The sequence below is a fragment of the Bradyrhizobium sp. 154 genome, assembly GCF_023073875.1.
In the GTDB taxonomy this organism is placed as follows: Bacteria; Pseudomonadota; Alphaproteobacteria; order Rhizobiales; family Xanthobacteraceae; genus Bradyrhizobium.
The window spans coordinates 161,297-183,525 of record NZ_JADPKG010000044.1; the positions used below are offsets into that span (position 1 = coordinate 161,297).

19 protein-coding genes are annotated in these 22,229 nt (G+C 65.4%); 8 read left to right on the plus strand and 11 right to left on the minus strand.

The window, feature by feature from the left end:
• Positions 1-95: 95 nt before the first annotated feature.
• Together queE and IVA92_RS10650 are read right to left on the minus strand one after the other, a co-directional pair.
• Positions 96-728: a 7-carboxy-7-deazaguanine synthase gene (gene queE, locus IVA92_RS10645; protein WP_247279623.1), complete on the minus strand. Its 633-nt coding sequence runs from the start codon at positions 726-728 to the stop codon at positions 96-98.
• A gap of 10 nt (positions 729-738) precedes the next feature.
• Positions 739-1,206, minus strand: coding sequence for a tRNA (cytidine(34)-2'-O)-methyltransferase (locus tag IVA92_RS10650; protein ID WP_247279678.1), 468 nt, complete (start codon positions 1,204-1,206; stop codon positions 739-741).
• 278 nt (positions 1,207-1,484) lie between these two features.
• Here IVA92_RS10650 and petA point away from each other — a divergent pair, with 278 nt between their 5' ends.
• The 5 genes from petA (at position 1,485) to IVA92_RS10675 (ending at position 8,243) form a co-directional block, all read left to right on the plus strand.
• Entirely contained in the window at positions 1,485-2,015 is a 531-nt protein-coding gene (petA, locus tag IVA92_RS10655) for a ubiquinol-cytochrome c reductase iron-sulfur subunit (protein WP_211407456.1), read from the plus strand.
• Between the two features lie 62 nt (positions 2,016-2,077).
• Entirely contained in the window at positions 2,078-4,150 is a 2,073-nt protein-coding gene (gene fbcH / locus IVA92_RS10660; RefSeq protein WP_247279624.1) for a cytochrome b/c1, read from the plus strand.
• A gap of 171 nt (positions 4,151-4,321) precedes the next feature.
• A complete protein-coding gene (locus tag IVA92_RS10665; RefSeq protein WP_247279625.1) occupies positions 4,322-4,996 on the plus strand; it encodes a dienelactone hydrolase family protein in 675 nt (224 codons plus the stop codon).
• 423 nt (positions 4,997-5,419) lie between these two features.
• Positions 5,420-7,585 (plus strand): anthranilate synthase component I, encoded by a 2,166-nt coding sequence (locus tag IVA92_RS10670; protein ID WP_247279626.1) that lies wholly within the window; start codon positions 5,420-5,422, stop codon positions 7,583-7,585.
• A 118-nt stretch (positions 7,586-7,703) separates the two neighbouring features.
• On the plus strand, positions 7,704-8,243 hold the full coding sequence (locus tag IVA92_RS10675; RefSeq protein ID WP_011085277.1) for an adenine phosphoribosyltransferase: 540 nt from the start codon (positions 7,704-7,706) through the stop codon (positions 8,241-8,243).
• Positions 8,244-8,269: 26 nt separating this feature from the next.
• Here IVA92_RS10675 and IVA92_RS10680 read toward each other — a convergent pair whose 3' ends face one another.
• The 8 genes from IVA92_RS10680 to IVA92_RS10715 form a co-directional block, all read right to left on the minus strand.
• A complete protein-coding gene (locus tag IVA92_RS10680) occupies positions 8,270-8,938 on the minus strand; it encodes a hypothetical protein (protein ID WP_247279627.1) in 669 nt (222 codons plus the stop codon).
• Between the two features lie 62 nt (positions 8,939-9,000).
• The gene (locus tag IVA92_RS10685) at positions 9,001-9,753 is read right to left on the minus strand and encodes a hypothetical protein (RefSeq protein WP_247279628.1); all 753 of its coding nucleotides are present in this window, start codon (positions 9,751-9,753) and stop codon (positions 9,001-9,003) included.
• A 193-nt stretch (positions 9,754-9,946) separates the two neighbouring features.
• A complete protein-coding gene (locus tag IVA92_RS10690) occupies positions 9,947-11,182 on the minus strand; it encodes a M48 family metallopeptidase (protein WP_247279629.1) in 1,236 nt (411 codons plus the stop codon).
• A 150-nt stretch (positions 11,183-11,332) separates the two neighbouring features.
• Positions 11,333-11,893 (minus strand): LemA family protein, encoded by a 561-nt coding sequence (locus IVA92_RS10695; RefSeq protein WP_247279630.1) that lies wholly within the window; start codon positions 11,891-11,893, stop codon positions 11,333-11,335.
• A gap of 136 nt (positions 11,894-12,029) precedes the next feature.
• Positions 12,030-13,010, minus strand: coding sequence for a small ribosomal subunit Rsm22 family protein (locus IVA92_RS10700; RefSeq protein ID WP_247279631.1), 981 nt, complete (start codon positions 13,008-13,010; stop codon positions 12,030-12,032).
• 131 nt (positions 13,011-13,141) lie between these two features.
• Positions 13,142-16,606 (minus strand): chromosome segregation protein SMC, encoded by a 3,465-nt coding sequence (gene smc, locus IVA92_RS10705; RefSeq protein ID WP_247279632.1) that lies wholly within the window; start codon positions 16,604-16,606, stop codon positions 13,142-13,144.
• 215 nt (positions 16,607-16,821) lie between these two features.
• Complete coding sequence (locus tag IVA92_RS10710; RefSeq protein WP_247279633.1) at positions 16,822-17,478, minus strand: DsbA family protein; 657 nt, start codon at positions 17,476-17,478, stop codon at positions 16,822-16,824.
• Between the two features lie 138 nt (positions 17,479-17,616).
• Positions 17,617-18,108, minus strand: coding sequence for a DciA family protein (locus IVA92_RS10715; RefSeq protein ID WP_247279634.1), 492 nt, complete (start codon positions 18,106-18,108; stop codon positions 17,617-17,619).
• Between the two features lie 165 nt (positions 18,109-18,273).
• Here IVA92_RS10715 and mutY point away from each other — a divergent pair, with 165 nt between their 5' ends.
• Together mutY and IVA92_RS10725 are read left to right on the plus strand one after the other, a co-directional pair.
• Positions 18,274-19,374 (plus strand): A/G-specific adenine glycosylase, encoded by a 1,101-nt coding sequence (mutY, locus tag IVA92_RS10720; protein ID WP_247279635.1) that lies wholly within the window; start codon positions 18,274-18,276, stop codon positions 19,372-19,374.
• Between the two features lie 67 nt (positions 19,375-19,441).
• A complete protein-coding gene (locus IVA92_RS10725; protein ID WP_247279636.1) occupies positions 19,442-19,861 on the plus strand; it encodes a PaaI family thioesterase in 420 nt (139 codons plus the stop codon).
• A 250-nt stretch (positions 19,862-20,111) separates the two neighbouring features.
• Here the strand turns inward: IVA92_RS10725 and IVA92_RS10730 are convergent, their stop codons facing one another.
• Entirely contained in the window at positions 20,112-21,395 is a 1,284-nt protein-coding gene (locus IVA92_RS10730) for a flavin-dependent oxidoreductase (RefSeq protein ID WP_247279637.1), read from the minus strand.
• Positions 21,396-21,523: 128 nt separating this feature from the next.
• Between IVA92_RS10730 and IVA92_RS10735 the strand changes: the two genes are divergently transcribed.
• A complete protein-coding gene (locus IVA92_RS10735; RefSeq protein WP_247279638.1) occupies positions 21,524-22,144 on the plus strand; it encodes a glutathione S-transferase family protein in 621 nt (206 codons plus the stop codon).
• The last annotated feature ends 85 nt before the right edge of the window (positions 22,145-22,229 follow it).

Here is a 22,229-nt window from a genome sequence, read left to right on the forward strand (position 1 = left end):
CAGCCCTTGCGGACGCCAAACAGGTGCGGCTCTCGTTGCAATTGTCGCCGTGGATGCTGACGCGGGTGAGCTTTGCATCTGTCCGTCTACCAAACCTATCTGATGCCGAGCGACTTATGCGTCTGCACGCTGAGCCGCCATTGCGGATGGCGCAGGCAATAGTCGATCGCGCGTGCGGTGTTCTCGGCGACCTCGGGTCCGTCCATCGGTTGGAGCGAGAAGCGCTCGAAGGCGAGGCCCTCGAAGGTCTCGGGCGGGGCGAGCACCTGCGGATAGACCAGCTTCAGCTCATGGCCGCGCCGCAAAACGAGCTCGCTGCCGCCCTTGGGGCTGACGCAGATCCAGTCCAGCCCCTCGGGGGCTGCAATCGTGCCGTTGGTCTCGACGCCGATCTCGAAGCCGCGGGCGTGCAGCGCGTCGACCAGCGCGGCATCGACCTGGAGCAGCGGCTCGCCGCCGGTCAGCACCACGTAGCGGTTGTCGGCCGATGCGATCCATTGCGCGGCGATGGTGTCGGCGAGTTCCGCGGCCGAGCCATAGCGGCCGCCGAGCGTGCCGTCGGTGCCGACGAAATCCGTGTCGCAAAATTTGCAGGTCGCCTCGTTGCGATCCGCCTCGCGGCCGCTCCAGAGGTTGCAACCGGCAAAGCGGCAGAACACGGAGGCGCGCCCGGCATGGGCGCCTTCGCCTTGCAGGGTCAGGAAGATTTCCTTGACCGCGTAACTCAAGTCTCTCTCCTCAATCGTTTGGGCCTTCAGGGGTCCGGAGCTGACGCAGCGCCTCGCCGGCGGCCATCGCCGCACTCATGGCCACATTGAGCGACCGCAGGCCGGCCTTGATCGGAATCACCAGCCGCGCATCCGCGGCCTCGAGCACCGCGTCGGTGACGCCGGCGCTCTCGCGCCCGAATAGCAGGATGTCCGACGTCTGGTAACGAAAATCACGGTAGTCGGTCGCACCTTTGGTGGTGAACAGCAGCAGGCGACAGCCTTGTGCCGCACGCCAGTCCTCGAACCTCGCCCAGGAATCGTGCCTGACGATGCTGACATGGTCGAGGTAGTCCATTCCCGCCCGGCGGAACGTCCGATCGGAAGCGGGGAACCCAGCCGGCTCGATGATATGCGCGGCCACGTTCAGACAGGCGCAGAGCCTGAGAATCGTGCCGGTGTTCTGGGGAATGTCGGGCTGGAAAAGAGCTATCTGCATGGGCTGTGCGGGGCTGGTTGCGGCCGGAAATGTCTCAATAAAACATCGCTCGTCCGGGAATTCGTGCATTGCACGCTCCCGCGCCGATAGCGGGCTTGCGCTCGCCCGGCAAGGGTGCCAATAGAACGATTCTGGACTGCTGTTTCACCTGTTTAGGTGCGAGCACGCAAAGTTCTGCCGCCGCGGGGGGGCCGCGGGCGCCGGCAGCCTTTCCGGGGACCTCATGGGCGCCCCCCGGAGCGGTTCCACCGGCCGCATAAGAAGAAAGGGTTGGAATCGTGACGACAGCGTCTTCGGCGGACCATCCGACACGCCGTGATTTCTTATTCGTTGCAACGGGGGCCGCCGCAGCAGTAGGGGGCGCGGCCGCGCTCTGGCCCTTCATCTCGCAAATGAATCCGGATGCCTCGACCATCGCCGCCGGTGCGCCAATCGAGGTCGATCTCAGCCCGATCGCCGAAGGCCAAGACATCAAGGTGTTCTGGCGCGGCAAACCGATCTACATCAGCCACCGCACCAAGAAGCAGATCGACGAAGCGCGCGCCGTCAACGTGGCGAGCCTGCCCGATCCGCAGAGCGACGAGGCCCGGGTCAAGTCCGGCCACGAGCAGTGGCTGGTCGTGATCGGCATCTGCACCCATCTCGGTTGCATCCCGATCGCTCATGAAGGCAGCTACGACGGCTTCTTCTGCCCCTGCCATGGGTCGCAGTACGATTCGTCCGGCCGCATCCGCCAGGGGCCCGCGCCCGCGAACCTGCCGGTGCCGCCGTACCAGTTCGTTTCCGACACCAAAATCCAGATCGGCTGAGCCTCGGACCGACGTCCGAAGCTTCGTGCCGTCTCGTCGTACTATTTCCTCAGGATCGCATCATGAGCGGACCATCCGACTACCAGCCGAGCAATCCGGCCCTGCAATGGATCGAGCGGCGTCTGCCGATCTTTGGTCTCATCCATTCCTCCTTCGTCGCCTATCCCACCCCGCGCAACCTGAACTATTGGTGGACCTTCGGCGCCATCCTCTCCTTCATGCTGGGGATGCAAATCCTCACCGGTGTGATCCTGGCGATGCACTACACGCCGTATGCCGATCTCGCCTTCAAGTCGGTCGAGCTGATCGTCCGTGACGTCAATTACGGCTGGCTGCTGCGCAACATGCACGCGGTCGGCGCCTCGATGTTCTTTGTCGCCGTCTACGTCCACATGTTCCGCGGCCTTTACTACGGGTCGTACAAGGAGCCGCGCGAGGTGCTGTGGATCCTCGGCGTCATCATCTATCTGCTGATGATGGCCACGGGCTTCATGGGCTACGTGCTGCCTTGGGGCCAGATGAGCTTCTGGGGCGCCACCGTCATCACCAATCTGTTCTCTGCCATTCCCTATGTCGGCGAGAGCATTGTGACGCTGTTATGGGGCGGCTATTCGGTCGGCAACCCGACGCTGAACCGCTTCTTCTCGCTGCACTATCTGCTGCCGTTCCTGATCGCGGGCGTCGTCGTGCTCCACGTCTGGGCGCTGCACGTCGCCGGACAGAACAACCCCGACGGCGTCGAGCCGAAGACGGAAAAGGACACGGTGCCGTTCACGCCGCACGCGACCATCAAGGACATGTTCGGCGTCACCTGCTTCATGCTGCTCTACGCCTGGTTCATCTTCTACATGCCGAACTATCTCGGCGATGCCGACAACTACATCCCGGCGAACCCGGGCGTGACGCCGCCGCACATCGTGCCGGAATGGTATTACCTGCCGTTCTACGCGATCCTGCGCTCGATACCGAACAAGCTCGCGGGGGTCATCGCGATGTTCGGGGCGATCATCATCCTGTGCTTCCTGCCCTGGCTCGATAGCGCCAGGACGAAGTCATCGAAGTACCGTCCGCTGGCCAAGCAGTTCTTCTGGATCTTCGTTGCGGTCTGTATCCTGCTCGGCTATCTCGGCGCGCAGCCGCCGGAGGGCATTTACGTCGTTGCCGGCCGGGTCCTGACGTTCTGCTACTTCGCCTACTTCCTGATCGTGCTGCCGCTGCTCGCGCGCATCGAAAAGCCGCGACCGGTACCGAATTCGATCTCGGATGCGGTGTTGGCCAAAACCGGGAGCAGGTCGACCCCGATGGTGTCGACCGCGATAATGCTGGCGCTCGCCGGTTCGTTGTTCGCGGGCTCGATCGACAGCGCGAAAGCGTCCGAGGGTGGCGACCAGCCGCCGTCAATCAAATGGTCGTTCTCGGGCCCCTTCGGTAAGTTCGACCGCGGCGCGCTCCAGCGCGGCCTGAAGGTCTATAAGGAGGTCTGCGCCAGCTGCCACGGCCTGTCCTACGTCGCCTTCCGCAACCTCGCCGAGCCCGGTGGGCCCGGCTATTCGGTGGCGCAGGCCTCGGCGTTTGCTTCCGAGTACAAGGTCAAGGATGGCCCGAACGATGCCGGTGACATGTTCGAGCGTGCGGGCCGGCCGGCGGACTATTTCCCCTCGCCATTCCCGAACGAGCAGGCGGCGCGTGCCGCGAATGGCGGCGCGGCGCCCCCGGACCTGTCCCTGATCACCAAGGCGCGTTCTTACAAGCGCGGCTTCCCCTGGTTCATCGTTGACTTCTTCACCCAGTACCAGGAGCAGGGTCCGGATTATGTCGCGGCCGTGCTTCAGGGCTTCGAGGACAAGGCCCCCGAGGGCGTCACCCTCCCGGAAGGCTCCTATTACAACAAGTACTTCCCCGGCCACGCCATCAAGATGCCGAAGCCGCTCAGCGATGGCCAGGTCTCCTATGACGACGGCTCGCCGACCACCGTGGCGCAATATGCCAAGGACGTCACCACGTTCCTGATGTGGACCGCCGAGCCGCACATGGAAGCGCGCAAGCGCCTCGGTTTCCAGGTGTTCGTGTTCCTGATCATCTTCGCGATCCTGATGTACTTCACCAAGAAAAAGGTCTGGGCCGACTCGCACTGAGCGGCGCGAGCCGAAACGGGAGAAGAAGCCCCCCGCGAGGGGGCTTTTTTTGGATGGTCAAGGGCTCGCGCTACGCGCGTCCTGGAATGACGCGAGTGTGGATTGCGCCGCGCGCTCTCAGCGGCCAAAATACCGCCAATCGCTCCCTCAGAAAACGCGTCGGAGGACACCATGGGAACCACCATCACCTTCAAGCGCCCGGACGGCAAGGACGCCTCCGGCTATCTCGCCAATGCCGCGCGCGGCAACGCGCCGGGCGTGGTCGTGATCCAGGAATGGTGGGGCCTGTCGGACCAGATCAAGGGCCTGTGCGACCGCTTCGCGCTCGCCGGCTTCGATGCGCTGGCGCCCGATCTCTACAAGGGCAAGGTGGTGCCCTATCACGACACGGACAGCGCCAACAACGAGATGAACTCGCTCGACTTCATGGACGCCACCACGCAGACGGTGCGCGGCGCCACGCAATATCTGTCGCGCAACGGCGCCAAGGTCGGGCTAACAGGCTTCTGCCTCGGCGGCGCCGTCACCATCATCGGCGCGACCAAGATCCCGGAGCTCGCGGCCGGCGTCGTGTTCTACGGCATCCCGCCGGAGCAGGCGGCCAAGCCCGCCGACGTCAAGATCCCGCTCCAGGCCCACTTCGCCAACAAGGACGATTGGTGCACGCCGGAGCTGGTCAATGGATTCGAGAAGGCCATGAAGGCTGCCGGCAAGTCGCTGGAGCTGTTCCGCTATGACGCCGAGCACGCCTTCGTCAACGAGCAGCGCCAGGCCGTGCACGACCGCGAAGCCGCCGAGCTCGCCTGGGGCAGGGCGACGGAGTTTTTCCGAAAACATCTGGGGTAGGTGGAGCGCCATCAGTCGCGCCACATTTTCGATGTCCCGGCGAAGGCCGGGACGCATAACCCCAGGAGGGGTTATGGCGCGAGCTTGTAACCACTAGTCTTCGTCAAACCAATTCATGTGGCTATCGATCCCGGCCCTTCGGCAGGATGACGGCGGAGGTCGAAGTCGGAGCGCCCCGTATCCCACAGCGCTGACCATCAGGCGGCCACCACGTGACCGCCCTTGACGGCGCCCCCGCGCCATGGTGAGTATCGACCCCATGAGCACCGCCGTCCGCGCAGCCCGTCTCTGGTGGCGCACCTCCTAACGAGGTGGCCGGTGCGATTTTCCTTTCCTAAATCGTCTGAGGTCGCCCACGCAGTGCGGCGGCCTGATCGTTTGTCCTGTGTGGCGTTCCCTCGGCAAGTCTCGTAAGAGGACCACATGAACAGGACAGTCTTTGCCCTCCCGCCCAGAAGTGACTACGTGACCCGTGCAGGTCTTGCGATCACGCGCATGACCGAGCAGTTCACCGGCGGCGCGAGCCGGCTCGACGATCTCGTCAGCCTGCTCGACCGTCGCCGCGGCGTGGTGCTGTCCTCGGGCACGACCGTGCCTGGCCGCTACGAGAGCTTCGATCTCGGCTTCTCCGACCCGCCGCTGAAGCTCGAGACCGTCGGTGTCAATTTCAAGCTGGAGGCGCTGAACGGCCGCGGCCAGGTGCTGATCGCCTTCCTCGCTGAGGTCCTGCGCGAGCCCTGCGTGGTGATCTCGGAGAAGACGGCGACGCGCCTTGCCGGCCACATCATCCGTGGCGACGCCCCGGTCGAGGAGGACCAACGTACCCGGCGTGCCAGCGTGATGTCGCTGGTGCGCGATCTCGTCGCGGCCTTCTCCGCCAATGACGACGGGCTGCTCGGCCTGTTCGGCGCGTTCGCCTACGACCTCGTGTTCCAGATCGAGGACCTCGTGCAGAAGCGGCCGCGCGAAAGCGACCAGCGCGACATCGTGCTCTACGTGCCCGATCGCCTGCTGGCTTATGACCGCGCCACCGGCCGCGGCGTGGTGCTCACTTACAATTTCGCCTGGAAGGGCAAGTCTACCGAAGGCCTGCCGCGCGAGACCGCCGACAACCCGTATCTGAAGACGCCGCGGCAAGGATTTGCCGATCACGCCCCCGGCGAATATCAGGCCACGGTCGAGACGGCGCGCGCAGCCTTCGCCCGTGGCGATCTGTTCGAGGCGGTGCCGGGGCAGCTCTTCGCTGAGCCCTGCGACCGCTCGCCGGCCGAAGTGTTCCAGCGCCTCTGCGTCATCAACCCGTCGCCTTACGGCGCGCTGATGAATCTCGGCGAGGGCGAATTCCTGGTGTCGGCCTCGCCGGAGATGTTCGTGCGCTCGGACGGACGCCGCGTCGAGACCTGCCCGATATCAGGCACGATCGCGCGCGGGCTCGATGCGATCGGCGACGCCGAGCAGATCCGCCAGCTCCTGAACTCGGAGAAGGACGAGTTCGAGCTCAACATGTGCACCGACGTCGACCGCAACGACAAGGCGCGCGTCTGCGTGCCCGGCACGATCAAGGTGCTGGCGCGGCGGCAGATCGAGACCTACTCAAAGCTGTTCCACACCGTCGACCACGTTGAGGGCATGCTGCGTCCCGGCTTCGACGCTCTCGATGCCTTCCTCACCCACGCCTGGGCGGTGACCGTGACCGGCGCGCCAAAGCTCTGGGCGATGCAGTTCGTAGAAGATCACGAACGCTCGCCGCGGCGCTGGTATGCCGGCGCGATCGGCGCGGTAAATTTCGACGGCAGCATCAACACCGGCCTCACCATCCGCACCATCCGCATGAAGGATGGCCTCGCCGAGGTGCGCGTCGGCGCGACCTGCCTGTTCGATTCCGATCCCGCCGCCGAAGATCGCGAGTGCCAGGTCAAGGCCGCCGCGCTGTTCCAGGCGCTGCGCGGCGATCCGCCGAAGCCGCTCTCGACCTTCGCGCCCGATGCAACCGGCTCGGGCAAGCAGGTGCTGCTGATCGATCACGACGACAGCTTCGTGCACATGCTCGCCGACTATTTCCGACAGGTCGGCGCCAGCGTCACCGTGGTCCGCTATGTGCATGCGCTCGACATGCTCAAGCAGAAGAGGTGGGACTTGCTGGTTCTGTCGCCGGGCCCCGGCAGGCCGGAGGATTTCGCAATCAAGACGACCATCGATGCGGCGCTGGAGAAGAAGCTGCCGGTGTTCGGCGTCTGCCTTGGCGTGCAGGCGATCGGCGAATATTTTGGCGGCGAGCTCGGGCAGCTCACCCATCCCGCCCACGGCCGGCCCTCGCGGGTGCAGGTGCGCGGCGGGCGGCTGATGCGCAATCTGCCGAACGAGATCGTCATTGGCCGCTATCACTCGCTATTTGTCGAGCGCGACAGCATGCCCGAAGTTCTGAGCGTGACCGCCAGCACTGAGGACGGCGTCGCCATGGCGCTCGAGCATAAGACCCTGCCGGTCGCCGGCGTGCAATTCCACCCGGAATCGCTGATGTCGCTCGGTGGGGAGGTGGGTTTGCGAATTGTCGAGAATGCGTTCCGGCTGGATGCGGGAGCGAATTGAGTGCAGGATATTTCATATTCGTCATTCCGGGGCGGCTCGAAGAGCCGAACCCGGAATCTCGAGATTCCGGGTTCGCGCTTTGCGCGCCTCGGAATGACAACTGAGATGTGAGACACCGATGACCTTTGACCACGATCTGAAGGCCAGCGTCCGCACCATCCCGGACTATCCGAAGCCAGGAATCATGTTCCGCGACATCACCACGCTGCTCGCGGACGCGCGCGCGTTCCGCCGCGCGGTCGACGAGCTCGTCAATCCCTGGGCCGGCAACAAGATCGACAAGGTTGCCGGCATGGAGGCGCGCGGCTTCATCATCGGCGGCGCAGTGGCGCATCAGCTCTCGGCCGGATTCGTGCCGATCCGGAAAAAGGGCAAGCTGCCGCACACCACCGTGCGCATCGCTTACTCCCTCGAATATGGCATCGACGAGATGGAAATGCATGTCGACGCGATCCAGCCCGGCGAGCGCGTGATCCTGGTCGACGACCTCATTGCCACCGGCGGCACCGCGGAAGGCGCGGTGAAGCTGTTGCGCCAGATCGGCGCCAATGTCGTCGCCGCCTGCTTCATTATCGACCTGCCCGAGCTCGGCGGCGCTGCCAAGCTGCGCGCCATGGACGTGCCGGTGCGCACGCTGATGACGTTCGAGGGACATTGAGCAATATTAGGCTTGGTGATTCCAGGCTACGACCGCTGCAGGATCAAGCTGAGTTCGAGTTCGCGGAACGCAATGTAATTCCGCCGGGTCCACTGGTGCAGCTCGGTCGAGGCGTCCTTTTCCTGGCGCAAATAGCCGGTGAAGGAGAAGTTCAGCCGGTCGATATAGGTCTTGAGGAAGCCCGGCAGCGCCGGCAGTCGGAACAGCCGGCCGCCGGCCATCGCGGGCGGCAGCTCGCCGCGCACGATATATTCGTTGTCCACCGTGATCAGGTTCACGCGCGGGATTTGCCCGCGCAGCATCTCATGGCCCCGCGCCGAGGCGCGGTCGGTATCGGCGACGAACAGGATCTGAGGCGCGACGTGGCGGCGGGCCGCCTCCTTAAGCAGGCCGATCTCCTCGGTCATTTTGAAGAACTCGTCGAAGGCGTGGAAGCCGAGGTCGATCACCTTGGCAAGGCCGTCATCGACGATGACGCGGTCCATCAGCTGCATCTTGCCGTAGGTGTCGATCACGTCCGCGGTCTCGGTGACAGCAGGCAAGTAATCGAGCAGCGACGGCTCCTTCAGGTTGACGTCAAAGGCCGCGACGTTACCGTTCTTGAGCAGCAAGAATTCGGCGAGCAGCCGCGCCAGCAGGGTCTTACCGACCTGCGGGCGGGGCGAGCATATGATGTAGACGGGTGTCGCGGGCATCACGAACTATTATCTGAGCGAACTCGCCGCCCAATCCAGCCGTATCAGCCTCGCTTGCGCAACTATTTTTCGCTGTTGCGGGTGGCGGATTTCGAACCGACGATGTCGGTCAGCCGGATCCGGTCGAACTCGCTCCAGACATTTGCCAGCCAGTGCCGGACATAGCCGCGCAGCACGAACGAGTAGTTCGCGGCGTCGTCGTTGAGGCCCTTGTTGGCGACGAACTTCAGGAACGGAACGGAGGAGACCTCGACCTGCTCATAGGCCATTTCGTTGAGCTTGGGGATGGTCAGCTCAGTCGCGTCCTTGATGCGGTGGAAGTAGGAATTGTAGGTCGCCTGGTCCCACTGGAAGAACTGGGTGTCGTTGATGAAGTTCTTCACCAGGAAATATTTCGCGCCGCCCATGAAGCCCGCGGTCTCCGCAATCTCCTCCAGCGAGGCGATCGAGGGCCCGAGGATGTGGAACACGGCAAAGGTAATCTGGCCGGCCTTGGCTGCGTCGAGGAAGCCGATGTCGCGGAGCGAAGCCAGCGCTGGCGAGAGCAGGCCGGCGCGGACGTCGATCACGGTCACCGACGGGCTCACCGCGTTGAGCGTATCGAAAATCTTCATCTGATCCGACGTCGTCGTCATGTCGACGATCTCGGTGATGTCGGGGTGGAAGCGCTTCAGGGTTCCGCGCGGCGACTCCGTGTCGAACGCCCGCGTCGGCACGTTGTTGGCGGAAAAATAATCGAGCAAGGTACGCGACACCGTGGTCTTGCCGACCCCGCCCTTGTCTGCGCCCACCACAACCACTGCCGGCTTTGCCATTGCTGTCCCCTAACGCGCCCCCGATCGCGAGGTCGCAATCGGCCGGGCCCCAAATCGATGTCCCGAGTCTGCTGTTGGGCGCGAACATGGCAGAAACAAGGGAGAATTCAATTCCGGAGGCCCCAGTTACGGCAAATCCCGAGGTTTTTCCCAATCGCGGAGAAACTCGCCGCGCATGGCCGGAATCAGGTGCTCAATGACGGCCCCAAGGACCCATAGAATTCCCCATGGGATTGCCCGCCGGGTTGCTGCCTGCGGTTCCGGAGGGACTGGCTGCGGGCACGGGCGGCGGGCTCCCCGATCTGTCGGCATCATCCCACGGGCCATGGCGCAGCGGCGGTGGGGCATCCTGCTGGCCGGCTTGCGCCCCCGGCTCTTTCGTCTCGTCAGTAAGCGTCGGCATTGGACCGGGGTCGCGCCCCCCGGCAAACTTGACCAGCGCGTCGACCCGGGACTGCACCGAAGGGTGGGTTGCAAACAGATCGGCAAAGCCCTCGCGCGGATTGTCGACGCAGAGCTCCATCACGGCCGAGGTCGCGCCGGGCAATTCGCCGCGATTCTCGATCTTGCGCAGCGCCGAGATCATCGCGTCGGGGTCTTTCGTCAGCTCGACCGAGCCGGCGTCGGCGAGATATTCGCGTGACCGCGACAGCGCGAGCTTGACCACCTGCGACAGCAACCAGGCCACCACGAGCAGCACGATCGCAATGATGATGACGATGATTGCGCCACCGCCGGAGCTCTTGCTGTCGCTCGACGACGAGGACGACCGCGACGACGACGAGGAGCCCGAGGACCACGAGCCGCCCGAGCCGGAGCTCCAGTTGAGATTCGTGAACAGGCGGAAGAACAATTCCCCGAAGAAGCCGACCACGCCGGCGATGATGACGGCAACGACCATGAGCTGCACGTCGCCGTTCTTGATGTGGGTCAGCTCGTGGCCCAGCACTGCCTCGATCTCCTTGTCGTTCAGCGCATCGAGGAGACCGGTGGTGACGGTGATTGAATATTGCCGCGGATTGAGGCCGGTCGCGAACGCGTTTAGCGCCGGGCTCTCCATGATCTTCAGCTTCGGCATGGTGATGCCGCGCGAGATGCAGAGGTTTTCGAGCAGGTTGTAGAGCCGCGGCTGCTCCTGCCGGTCGACGTCGTGACCGCCGATGACGGCGTCGATCATCGACTGGTGGAAGAAATAGGCGATCGCGATCCAGGCGATCGCCGCAATCGTCGCGAAAGGTGCGGCTTTGAGCAGGTCGGCGAAGGCGCGGCTCAGATAGTAGGCCACCGTGCCATTGCCGTTGATGACGACCTCGGCAATCAGCGCGCCCGCATAGACCAGCACGTAGACCAGCAAGAACAGGCCGGCGAGCAGCAGCATCGAACGAAACTTGTTCGAGGCGATGTGCGTGTAGAGACCATACGCCGCCATGATGCGTCTTCGTCAAAGTCCGTCGTCCCGGGGCACGCCGCAGGCGTGAACCCGGAACCTCGAGATTCTCAGGTGCGCAACCGCGCACCATAGTTCGTCGCTTTGCGACGCCCCGGAATGACGGAGAAAAGCAATGGACATGTTAGACAATCAGAACTTCACTTGCGGCGCGATTTCGACTTCGGTGCGGCTGGCGCCGAGATCGAAGAACTCCTTCCGGGTGAAGCCGAACATGCCGGCGAACAAAGCGGCGGGCATCTGCTGGATGCCGGTGTTGTATTCCTGGACGGCGTTGTTGAAGAAGCGTCGGCTCGCCGCGATCTTGTTCTCGAGGTCGGAGAGCTCGCTGGCGAGCTGCTGGAAATTTGCGTTTGCCTTGAGGTCGGGATAGGCCTCCGACAGCGCGATCAGCCGGCCGAGTGCGCCGGAGAGCTGGTTCTCGGCCGCGGATACCTGCGCCGGTCCCTGCGCCGACATCGCTGAATTGCGCGCCTTGATGACGTCGTCGAGCGTGCCGCGCTCGTGCGAGGCGTAGCCCTTCACGGTCTCGACCAGGTTCGGGATCAGGTCGTGCCGTTGCTTGAGCTGCACGTCGATGTCGGCAAAGGCCTGGCCGACGCGCTGGCTCAGCGCCACCAGGCGGTTGTAGGCGCTGAAGGCGAGCAGCACGAGGACGACGATGACGCCGAGAACGATCCAGCCGGTCGACATGGAGAACTCCTGGAGAGGGGAAGAAGGCGGGCGCAGCCTAGACCAAATTGGCGCAGGGCGAGAGCCCCGGCGCGGGGAGGTAAGGCTTGGTCGGATGAGGAACCATCCGAGTTCAAGGCCAGAGGGGCGATCGAGGTTAACTTTCGGACATGATCGCATCGCCCCAGCGCCAGCGCCGGGCCTGCGAATAGGCGGGTTTGTCGCGTCGTGGGACTTTCGTCAGCGCGACCCCAGTCTCGGTGCAGAGCTTTGCCGTGATCTCGGCCTTGCCGATGTCCGGTGGCGCCAGCACGCGCGAGGCGCGCGGCGCAGGCGGCGTGCGGGTCAGCGCGACGTAGATGAAGCGCTCGTCTTCGAACGGCACCTCGGCGCCCTTGATCTGGCGGTGCGCCTGCGAGCGCGGCAGGCGCTGGCTGAAATGGCACCAATCGGGCGCGATGAGCGGGCACGGCTTGTCGTGCGGACAGGGTGCGGCGACGTAGGCGCCTGCCGCGATCAGTTGCTGGCGCAGCGCGAGAATGCGCGTGTAGCCGGCGGGCGTGCCGGGCTCGATCACCACCAGCGCGTGCCGCGCTTTGGTCCACATGGCCGCCGCGAGCTTGCGCTGGTCGCCTTCGTTGAGCTCGCCGATGACGTAGCTCGCAACGACGAGATCGGCTTGCGAGACCTCGGCGAGGTTCGCGCCTGCGTCGCCCGGCAGATAGCGGCAGTCCGCCAGGCGCGAGCTGTCGCGCGCCAGTTCGAGCGCGAGCCGGCTTAGGGTGGCGTTGGCATCGAGCAGGGTAAAATCCTGAAGCGAGGCAAACGCCTCTGCGGCGGCCCAGCTCGCGGTGCCCGGGCCTGCGCCGATGTCGAGCAGGCTTTCCGGAGCGAGGGCCGGTGCGATCGCGGTCAGCGCATTCAGGCTTGCGGCCACCGCCGCGTAAGTTGCCGGCATGCGCGCCAGCGCGTAGGCAAGGGCATCGGCTTCCGACTTGATCGTGCCCGAGCCGCCGCCTGAGCGATAGGCGTTGGATATCTTTTGCGAGCGCTGTGCTGCCTCGGTGCGCGAAACGCCCTGGAGCCTGGCATCGAGGGCCGCCTTGAGTTCAGCGGGGAGGGTGGGTGAGATTATCATCCGCGGTCATGCCCCGCGTAGGCGGGGCATCCAGTACTCCGAGACAGGTGCCGTCAAACCGAGAAGCCGCGGCGTACTGGATCATCCGCCTGCGCGGATGATGACGTCAATGGGTATGGAGGGATCGCGCGTCACGCCACGTTCTGGTCGAGAATATCCACCGCCTCTTGCAGGCTCACCGACACCAGCTGCGAGACGCCACGCTCGGCCATGGTGACGCCGAACAGCCGGTTCATGCGCGCCATCGTGATCGGGTTGTGCGTGATGATGATGAAGCGGGTGTCGGTCGAGCCGGTCATCTCGTGCAACAGGTTGCAGTAGCGCTCGACATTGTGGTCGTCGAGCGGCGCGTCGACTTCGTCCAGCACGCAGATCGGCGAGGGATTGGTGAGGAACACCGCGAAGATCAGCGCCATCGCCGTCAGCGCCTGTTCACCGCCCGAGAGCAGCGACAGCGTCTGCGGCTTCTTGCCCGGCGGCTTGGCGATGATTTCGAGACCGGCTTCGAGCGGGTCGTCGCTCTCGATCAGATGCAGTGCGGCCTCGCCGCCGCCGAACAGTTCGACGAACAGGCGCTTGAAGTGGCTGTTGACGACCTCGAACGAGGTCAGGAGCCGCTCGCGCGCCTCCTTGTTGAGGCTCTGGATGCCCTGGCGCAGCCGCTTGATGGCCTCAACCAGGTCGTCACGCTCGGTGACGAGGCCGGTGTGCTGGGTCTCGACCTCGCGCAGCTCTTCCTCGGCGCGCAGGTTGACTGCGCCGAGGCGCTCGCGGTCGCGGCGCATCTTTTCGAGCTCTTCCTCGATGTCGTGCAGCGGCGGCAGCTCGGCACCGGGCTCGATCTCGGCGAGGCCGGCGACGGCCTGCGGCTCGACTTCGAGCATGTCGCGGATCTCGCGCTCGATGTCCTCGAGCCGGCGCCGCGCGCCTTCCATGCGCTCCTCGGCGCGCGCGGTGGCCTCGCGGGCGCTGGAGAGCGCCTCTAACGTCAGCTTCGCGACGCGGTCGGTCTCCGCCATTGCGGTTTCGGCGGCGGCGAGCGCGTCGGCAGCCATGCGGCGGTCGTTCTCGGCGTATTCGATTTCGGTGATTAGCGCGCTGCGCTTCTCGGCGAACAATGCCGGTGCGTTTTCGAGCTCGCCGCGCTCGATCGTCAGTTCGGCGATGCGGGCCTGGATGGTGTCGATGTGGGAGGCCGCGCTCTCCTTGCGGTTCTGCCACTCGGTGCGTTCGGCGAGGATCGCCTGCACGCGGCGGTCGGCGAGCTCGGCTTCGCGCGCCAGTGCCTGCGCCTCGGCGCGGACCTGGGCGGCCATGCGGCGATGCCCCTCGATGTCGCTGCGGACGGCGGCGAGACGGGTCTCGGTGTCCTCGCTCGACGGCAGCTCGCCGATGCCGGCTTCGGCGTATTCGTAAGCGGCCTCGGCCTCGGCGCGGTCGGCGGCGAGGCGGCTGTGCGCTTCCGACAGCGTCGCCTTGCGCGCGGCATGGCGGCTGATCTCGCGCTCGGCGGTGGCATGGCGCTCGCGCGCGACGTTGAGCTCGCGCTGCGCGGCACGCCAGGCTTCGCGGCTGGCGCCTTCGGTGCTGGCCGCCATCTGCAACTCGGACTCGGCATTCTCGAGCGCCTGGCGCTTGATCTGCGCGTCGATGCGGGCCTGCTCCAGCTCGTTCTCGATGTCGACAAGGCGGGCGCGCTCCGCGAGGCGCCGCGCGGCACCCGTCGGGGCATGAGCTGCGGCGACAAAGCCGTCCCAGCGCCAGACATCGCCCTCGGGCGAGACCAGCCGCTGGCCGGTCTTGAGCTGCGAGACCAGCTCGGCGCCGCGCTCGCGCGGCACCACGCCGATCTGCGCCAGGCGGCGGGCCAGCTCAGCCGGCGCCTGCACGTGGTTGGCGAGCGGAACGACGCCTTCGGGCAGCTCCGGATCGCCGTCGGTGACGCCGGCATTGGTCCAGCGCATCGGCGCCGAGGGATCGACCGGCGCGTCGAGATCGTCGCCGAGCGCGGCGCCGATCGCCTTTTCAAATCCCTTGTCGACGGTGATGCCGTCGATGATCGGCGGCCACAGGTTCTTGGTCTCGCCGTTGACGATCTTGGAGATCGTGCGCGCCTCGGTCTCGAGCCGCTGCACGCGCTTGTCGGCTTCGACCAGCGGCGAGCGCGAGGATTCCAGCGTCTGGCGCGCGGCGACATGCGCGGCTTCGCTTGCCTGCGCTGCGGCTTCCGAAGCGGCCAGCGTCTGCTCTGCGATCTCGACCAGAGCGGTCAGCTCGTCGAGATCGCCGAAGCCGCCGGTCTCCTGCGCAAGCTTCTGCTCTTCCGCCGCGACATTCGCGATCTCCTGGTCGAGCCGGGCGAGCTTGTCGCGATGGGTGCGGACGTTGGCCTCTAACTGGTTGCGCTTGGCGGTGAGGTCGGCGAGCGCGGTGGTGAGTTCGGCGAAGCGCTGCTCGGTTTCGGTCAGCACCGCCTCGGCTTCCGCGACGCGCTCGTCGACACCGGAGCGCTTCTCGACGCGCGACTTGATCTCTTCCTTCAGCTCGGCGTCTTCGGCGTCGAGCCGCTGCAGCGCCACGTCGGCGTCCATGGTCTGCTGCTGGGCGCGCGAGATGTCGCCCTCGAACTGGGCGAGACGGCGTTCGAGCTCGGCGACGCGCTCCTTGGCACGTTCTTCCTCACGGTCGAGCTGCTCGCGGGCATTGGTGAGGCGCTGCAGCCCGGCCGCGGCGCGCGCTTCCGCATCGCGCAGCGCCGGCATCTCGGCGGCGCGGATGGCCTGGATGCGGGCGGCTTCGGCCTGGTGCTGGGTGCGCTCGGCCATCTCGCGGACCGCGAGATCGTGCGTCTGCCCGGACTCGTTGACGTCGGCATGGGCGCCGAGCCAGCGCAGGTGATACAGCGTGGCCTCGGCCTTGCGCACCTTGGCCGCGACCTCGCGGTAGCGCACCGCCTGGCGGGCCTGCTTCTTCAGGCCTTCCATCTGGCCGGAGAGCTGGCCGATCACGTCCTCGACGCGGGTGAGGTTGGTTTCGGCCGCCTTCAGCCGCAGTTCGGCCTCGTGACGGCGGGCGTGCAGACCGGCGACGCCGGCGGCGTCTTCCAGCACGCGGCGGCGCTGCTCGGGCTTGGCCTGGATGATTTCGCCGATCTTGCCCTGGTGGACGAGCGCCGGCGAGCGCGCACCGGTGGCGGCGTCGGCGAATAGGATCTGCACGTCGCGAGCGCGCACGTCGCGGCCGTTGATGCGATAGACCGAGCCGGCCTCACGCTCGATGCGCCGGGAGATTTCGAGAAGCTGGCTGTCGTTCATCGCCGCCGGCGCGGTGCGGTCGGCATTGTCGATCGTCATCGTCACTTCGGCGTGGTTGCGCGCCGGGCGGTTGCCGGAGCCGGCGAAGATCACGGCGTCCATGTCGGCGGCGCGCAGCGACTTGTATGATGTCTCGCCCATCGCCCAGCGCAGCGCCTCGACCAGATTCGACTTGCCGCAGCCGTTGGGGCCGACCACGCCGGTCAGGCCGGGCTCGATAACGAAGTCCGTGGGCTCAACGAAGGACTTGAAGCCGTGAAGGCGCAGGCGGGTGATTTTCATAAACACGCATCTCTGTTGGCAGGCGCGAATCCCCTGCCGGGACAATACCATGGAAGGCATTGTCGCTGTCTGGGCGAGTCGCGCGAGGCGGCTCGTGCGGCGGACAATGGCCGCGGTGCGCCGCGAGGGCAACCGGCGAAAGCCGCTTTTCCCAAGGGATTTATGCCAGGAATGATACGGCTTTAGATGCGCGAATCAGAATTGTGGCGTGCGAATCAACTCTTCAGCAGCGCATTGATCTTCTTGGCGAACTCCTCGAATGAGGCCTCGCCCTTGATCTTCTCGCCGTTGATGAAGAACGTCGGCGTCGAATCCACCTTCAGAACGTCGCTGGCGTATTTCTGGTCGGCGGCGATCTTGTCGAGCAGCGCCTGGTCCTTCAGGCAGGCCTCGACCTGCTGCTGGGTGAGGCCGGCCTGCTTGCCGATCCGTGTCAGGGTCTCGGTGGTGTTCTTCACCATCCAGTCGTTCTGCTGGCGGAACAGCATGTCCGTGACCGCAAAATATTTCGGCGCGTCGCCATTGGCGATGCAGCGCGACAGCATCGAGCCTGCGGCGGCTTTGATGTCGAGTGGGAACTCGCGGAAGATGTAACGCACCTTGCCGGTGTCGATGTATTCCTTCTTGATCTTGGGGAACACCTGCTCGTTGAAGGCCGCGCAATGCGGGCAGGTCATCGAGGCGTATTCGATGATGGTGACCGCGGCATCGTTCGGGCCGAGCGCCATGTCGGGAAGCGACACGGGCTTCGCCACATCAGCGGCGGACTGGGCCATGGCCTCGGACACCAACCGCAGCGGCGAGAACCCGGCGAGCGCGGCAAGCCCGGTCAGCGACAGCATCGTTGTGAAGGCGCGGCGGGTGATGATCACGGTCGGCTCCCGGATTGGCAAAGTGTCGCCCGAGGGCTCTATCGAGTTCCCGCCCGGGCGGCCTGTCGCTAGCTTGAAACGTCGACTGAGGCAATGGCGAGCGACAAGTCGGGGTCCAGATTAGCTAGGGAATGAGGCTCAATTTCGCTTGATGGCGGCTCCGAGCCGCGCCAGCGCCGTCTTGAGCTGTTCATCTTCGATGTCGCCCAAGCTCTCCGCCACCTTGGCCACCGATTTGGGATCGGGCGGGCCCGGCCGAGCCGGCCGCCGGGTGCGCGACAGCGGGGCCTGACGGAACGCCAGCTTGCCGACCGCGCTCCAGCCGAAGAAGCGGTTGACCCGTTCCAGGATCACGTCGGCGGTGTGCTGGATCTCCAGCGCCATCGGCCCCTCGACCCGCAGCACCAGCGTCGCCGGCTCCTGCGGCTGGCCCTCCACCGGCCTCGGCCATTGCATCTTCAGCGGCTCGGCATGGGCCGCGATCTCCGGCCCCGCAATCTGCGCCCACCGCGTCACCAGCTCGCGCGCCGCAAAGCCCTGCTTGGCATACGCCTCGGCGAAGACGTCGTTCAGCAAGAGCGAAAGCGGCTTTGCGCTGATGGGGCCGGGTTTGGGCGGGAATTTGGACATGGCGACCTTATAGCACTGTGCCCGTCGCGCGAGGAACTGCTGCCGTCATGGCCGGGCTTTCTTCCGGCCAGCCACGCCTTGCCGCGAAGGAAGAAAGACGTGGATGCCCGCGACAAGCGCGGGCAGGACATGGAGAGACCGGCCCCACATCGTTACAGTGCGAGCATGCCCCCCAAATCGGCCCGCAAGACGAAATCGGAACCAGTCCAACCGGAACATCTGGTTCGTCCTTTGGCGCTCCTTCACTGGTATGACCGCCACCGCCGCCGTCTGCCTTGGCGCGCGGCGCCCGGCGAGGCATCAGACCCTTACCGCGTCTGGCTGTCGGAGATCATGCTCCAGCAGACCACGGTGAAGGCAGTCGGGCCCTATTTCGAGAAATTCGTGGCGCGCTGGCCGGACGTCACGGCGCTCGGCCGGGCTTCGCTCGACGACGTGCTGCGGATGTGGGCCGGGCTCGGTTACTATTCGCGCGCGCGCAACCTCTACGCCTGTGCGGCCGCGGTGACGCGCGAGCATGGCGGCGTCTTTCCCGACACCGAGGAGGGCCTGCGTGCGCTGCCCGGAATCGGGCCGTACACGGCAGCTGCAATTGCGGCGATCGCGTTCGACCGCCGCACCATGCCGGTCGACGGCAATATCGAGCGGGTGGTCTCGCGCCTGTTCGCGGTCGAGGAGGAGCTGCCGCAGGCCAAGCCGCTGATCCAGCAACTGGCAACGACGCTGCTCGCAGACTCTCGCGCCGGCGACAGCGCACAGGCGCTGATGGACCTGGGTGCCTCGATCTGCACGCCGAAGAAGCCGGCCTGCTCGCTGTGTCCGCTCAACGAGGATTGCGTCGCACGAGCGCTGGGGACGCAGGAAACATTTCCGCGCAAGGCGCCGAAGAAGAGCGGAACGTTGCGGCGCGGTGCCGCCTTCGTCGTCACCCGGGGCGATGAACTGCTCGTCCGCAGCCGGCGGGAAAAGGGCCTGCTCGGCGGCATGACCGAGGTGCCGTGCTCGGATTGGCTCGCCGGCCAGGACGATACGACGGCGAAGCAGCAGGCGCCGGAGCTGAAGGGGCTGACGCGCTGGCAGCGCAAGATGGGCGTCGTCACCCACGTCTTCACGCATTTTCCGCTGGAGCTGGTGGTCTATACGGCGAAGGTGGAAGCCCGCACGCGCGCGCCCGAGGGCATGCGGTGGGTGCCGATCGCCACACTTGCCGGCGAAGCGCTGCCCAACGTCATGCGCAAGGTCATCGCGCATGGATTGGATCTCTAGCGCCCACTCTGCTGACATCATGCTGGCAGCAGACCTGCGTTATCCAGCGGCGGCAACGGAGGTTCGCATGGTCAAGACTGCGCTGGACAACTTTCGAAGACCGCCCTGCGCCGAGCTATTGGGCTGGCGCCTGCTCGATGCCCGCCCGCAGGAGGGCTGGATCAAGCTCGGCTTCGAGGGCAAGCCGGAGTTCTGCAATCCAGCAGGCTTCATCCAGGGCGGCATGCTCTCGGCCATGCTCGACGACACGATGGGCCCCGCCGTGCTGGTGATGAGCGAGGGCCGGCTCTACACCACCACCATCAGCATGACCGTGAATTTTCTGTCGCCGGCAAAGCCCGGCCCGATCGTCGGCGAGGCCCAGGTGACGCAGCTCGGCAAGACCATCGCCTTCGTCGAAGGCAAGCTGATGGCCGAGGACGGCACGGTGCTGGCGACGGCAAGTGCGACCGAGCGGCTGCTGGAGGCGGCAAGGGTGGTGCGGTAAGACGGTAGCCACGCGCTCCACTTCCCTTCTCCCCTTGTGGGAGAGGGTGGCAAAGGCCGCCTCCGGCGGCCGTCCTTAAAAGACGCCGAAGCGAAGCTTCGGCTTTGGCGCCGGATGAGGGGTATCTCTCCGCGAACTCAAATCGCGTGAACGCGCGGAGAGAACCCCTCACCCAAGTGAGTCTGTGTCTACCGGCGAGTTGCCCTCTCCCACACGGGGCGAGGGCACACTCATGCGCACTCGCTTTGAGCTAGCGCATACCGACCCGCTTCGCGTCCTTGCTCACGATTGCCGGCTTGGCGTTCAGCGCCTCGACCTGGAAACCCGCGACGCGCTTGTAGTTGGCGGCGATGTCTTCCAGCTCCTGCTGCGACAGCACGTCGGTGACGACCTCAAAGCCGTCGGGCGCGCGCTCCTCGACCAGCTGCATCACCTGCTCGGGGCCGTTCTTGCGGTTGAGCAGGACGAGGTCGGTGGTCGCGGGCCTGCGCTCGGCCTCATAGGCGAGCAGCGCTGCCTGCGTCGGTCCATGCGCCAGGATTTCACGCGTGATGACGCGGGCATCGAGGATCGCCTGCGAGGCGCCGTTCGATCCGATCGGATACATGGGATGAGCGGCATCGCCCATCAGCGTGACACGGCCGAACGTCCATTGCGACACCGGATCACGGTCGACCAGCGGATATTCGTAGGCGTGCGGGCAGTTCTTGATCAGGCCGGGCACGTCGAGCCAGTCGAACCGCCAGCTCTCGAACCAGGGCAGAAATTCCTCCAGCCGCGCCGTGCGGTTATAGTCCTCGCGGCGCCATTGATAGGTCGGCGGCATGTGGCGCTCGGCGACCCAGTTGATGAGGTGATTGCCCGCCGCATCCGGCTCTTTCGAGATCGGGTAGCAGACGAATTTCAGGATCTCATGGCCGGCCATGATCATGGTGCGGCCGGTGAGGAAGGCCTTCGCCGGCGTGACGCCCCGCCAGAGAATGCGGCCGTTCCAGATCGGCGGACCTTCGTTCGGATAGAGCTTTTCGCGCGCGGCGGAATGGATGCCATCGGCGGCGATTAGGATCGCGCCGTCGTAGCTGCCTGCGGCTTTGCCGGTCGCCCTGTCGATGAAGTCGGCGCGCACGCCACCCGCCGTCTCGGTCCAGCCGGTCAGATGATGGCTGGTGAGAATGTTCTCGCGGCCGAGCCGCTCGACCGCAGTGTCGAGCAGGAGCTGCTGGAGCGTGCCGCGATGGATCGAGAATTGCGGCCATTTGTAGCCGGCCTCTAGCCCGCGCGGCTCGCTCCAGATCGGCTTGCCATGCTTGGAAAAATAGGCGAGCTCGCGGGTGCGCACGCCGCTGGCGTCGAGCTTTTCCATCAGTCCGAGCTCGATCAGCTCGCGCACCGCATGCGGCAGCACGTTGATGCCGACGCCGAGCGGCTTCAATTCCGCGACGCTCTCGAACACTTTTACGGGAACGCCGATTCCGTGCAGGCTGAGCGCAAGCGTCAGCCCGCCGATGCCGCCACCGGCGATGAGTACCGTCATGACAAACCCCCTCCTGTTGCCGGCGTCTTGGCACAGGCGGGCGGCGGTGGGCAACTGCGAAGAGGGTATCGTGCTATGGACGTGGGGGCCGGCAGCCGTTAATTTCCAGCTTTCCCACGAGGTCCGACATGCTCAAGCTCTACTACGCCACTGGCACCTGCGCGCTCGCCACCTACATCACCTTAGAGGAGGCCGGCGCCGACTACACGGCCGAACGGCTGAGCTTCAAAGATAACCAGCAGAACAGCCCGGACTATCTCGCCATCAATCCGAAGGGCCGCGTGCCGGCGCTGGTGACCGATCGCGGCGTCCTGACCGAGACGCCGGCGATGCTGGCCTACCTCGCGCAGACCTTCCCCAAGGCGAAGCTCGCGCCGCTCGACGATCCATTCGACTTCGCCCAGGTGCAGTCGTTCAACTCCTATCTCTGCTCGACCGTACACATCAACCATGCCCACAAGATGCGCGGTCCGCGCTGGGCGACGCAGGAGAGCTCGTTCGCCGACATGAAGGCGATGGTCCCGAAGACCATGGGCGCCTGCTTCTCCCTGATCGAGCAGAAGATGTTTCGGGGCCCTTGGGTGATGGGCGAGCAGTACACGATCTGCGATCCCTATCTCTACACCCTCTCGACCTGGCTCGAAGGCGACAGCGTCGACATCAACGCGACGCCGAAGATCGCGGATCACTTCAAGCGCATGTCCGACCGCCCCGCCGTGCGCAAGGTAATGGAGGCGCAGAAGGCATAAGCGGCCTTGTTGGGTGGGCAAAGGCGCGAAGTGCCGTGCCCACCCATTTCCAAGCCGCGAGATGGTGGGCACCTTCGCTTTGCCG

Coding starts and splice junctions, on each gene's coding strand:
- IVA92_RS10650 (WP_247279678.1), bottom strand. CDS start 1,206: ATGCAGATAGCTCTTTTCCAGCCCGACATTCCCCAGAACACCGGCACG.
- fbcH (WP_247279624.1), top strand. CDS start 2,078: ATGAGCGGACCATCCGACTACCAGCCGAGCAATCCGGCCCTGCAATGG.
- IVA92_RS10665 (WP_247279625.1), top strand. CDS start 4,322: ATGGGAACCACCATCACCTTCAAGCGCCCGGACGGCAAGGACGCCTCC.
- IVA92_RS10670 (WP_247279626.1), top strand. CDS start 5,420: ATGAACAGGACAGTCTTTGCCCTCCCGCCCAGAAGTGACTACGTGACC.
- IVA92_RS10675 (WP_011085277.1), top strand. CDS start 7,704: ATGACCTTTGACCACGATCTGAAGGCCAGCGTCCGCACCATCCCGGAC.
- IVA92_RS10680 (WP_247279627.1), bottom strand. CDS start 8,938: ATGCCCGCGACACCCGTCTACATCATATGCTCGCCCCGCCCGCAGGTC.
- IVA92_RS10685 (WP_247279628.1), bottom strand. CDS start 9,753: ATGGCAAAGCCGGCAGTGGTTGTGGTGGGCGCAGACAAGGGCGGGGTC.
- IVA92_RS10690 (WP_247279629.1), bottom strand. CDS start 11,182: ATGGCGGCGTATGGTCTCTACACGCACATCGCCTCGAACAAGTTTCGT.
- IVA92_RS10695 (WP_247279630.1), bottom strand. CDS start 11,893: ATGTCGACCGGCTGGATCGTTCTCGGCGTCATCGTCGTCCTCGTGCTG.
- IVA92_RS10700 (WP_247279631.1), bottom strand. CDS start 13,010: ATGATAATCTCACCCACCCTCCCCGCTGAACTCAAGGCGGCCCTCGAT.
- smc (WP_247279632.1), bottom strand. CDS start 16,606: ATGAAAATCACCCGCCTGCGCCTTCACGGCTTCAAGTCCTTCGTTGAG.
- IVA92_RS10715 (WP_247279634.1), bottom strand. CDS start 18,108: ATGTCCAAATTCCCGCCCAAACCCGGCCCCATCAGCGCAAAGCCGCTT.
- mutY (WP_247279635.1), top strand. CDS start 18,274: ATGCCCCCCAAATCGGCCCGCAAGACGAAATCGGAACCAGTCCAACCG.
- IVA92_RS10725 (WP_247279636.1), top strand. CDS start 19,442: ATGGTCAAGACTGCGCTGGACAACTTTCGAAGACCGCCCTGCGCCGAG.
- IVA92_RS10730 (WP_247279637.1), bottom strand. CDS start 21,395: ATGACGGTACTCATCGCCGGTGGCGGCATCGGCGGGCTGACGCTTGCG.
- IVA92_RS10735 (WP_247279638.1), top strand. CDS start 21,524: ATGCTCAAGCTCTACTACGCCACTGGCACCTGCGCGCTCGCCACCTAC.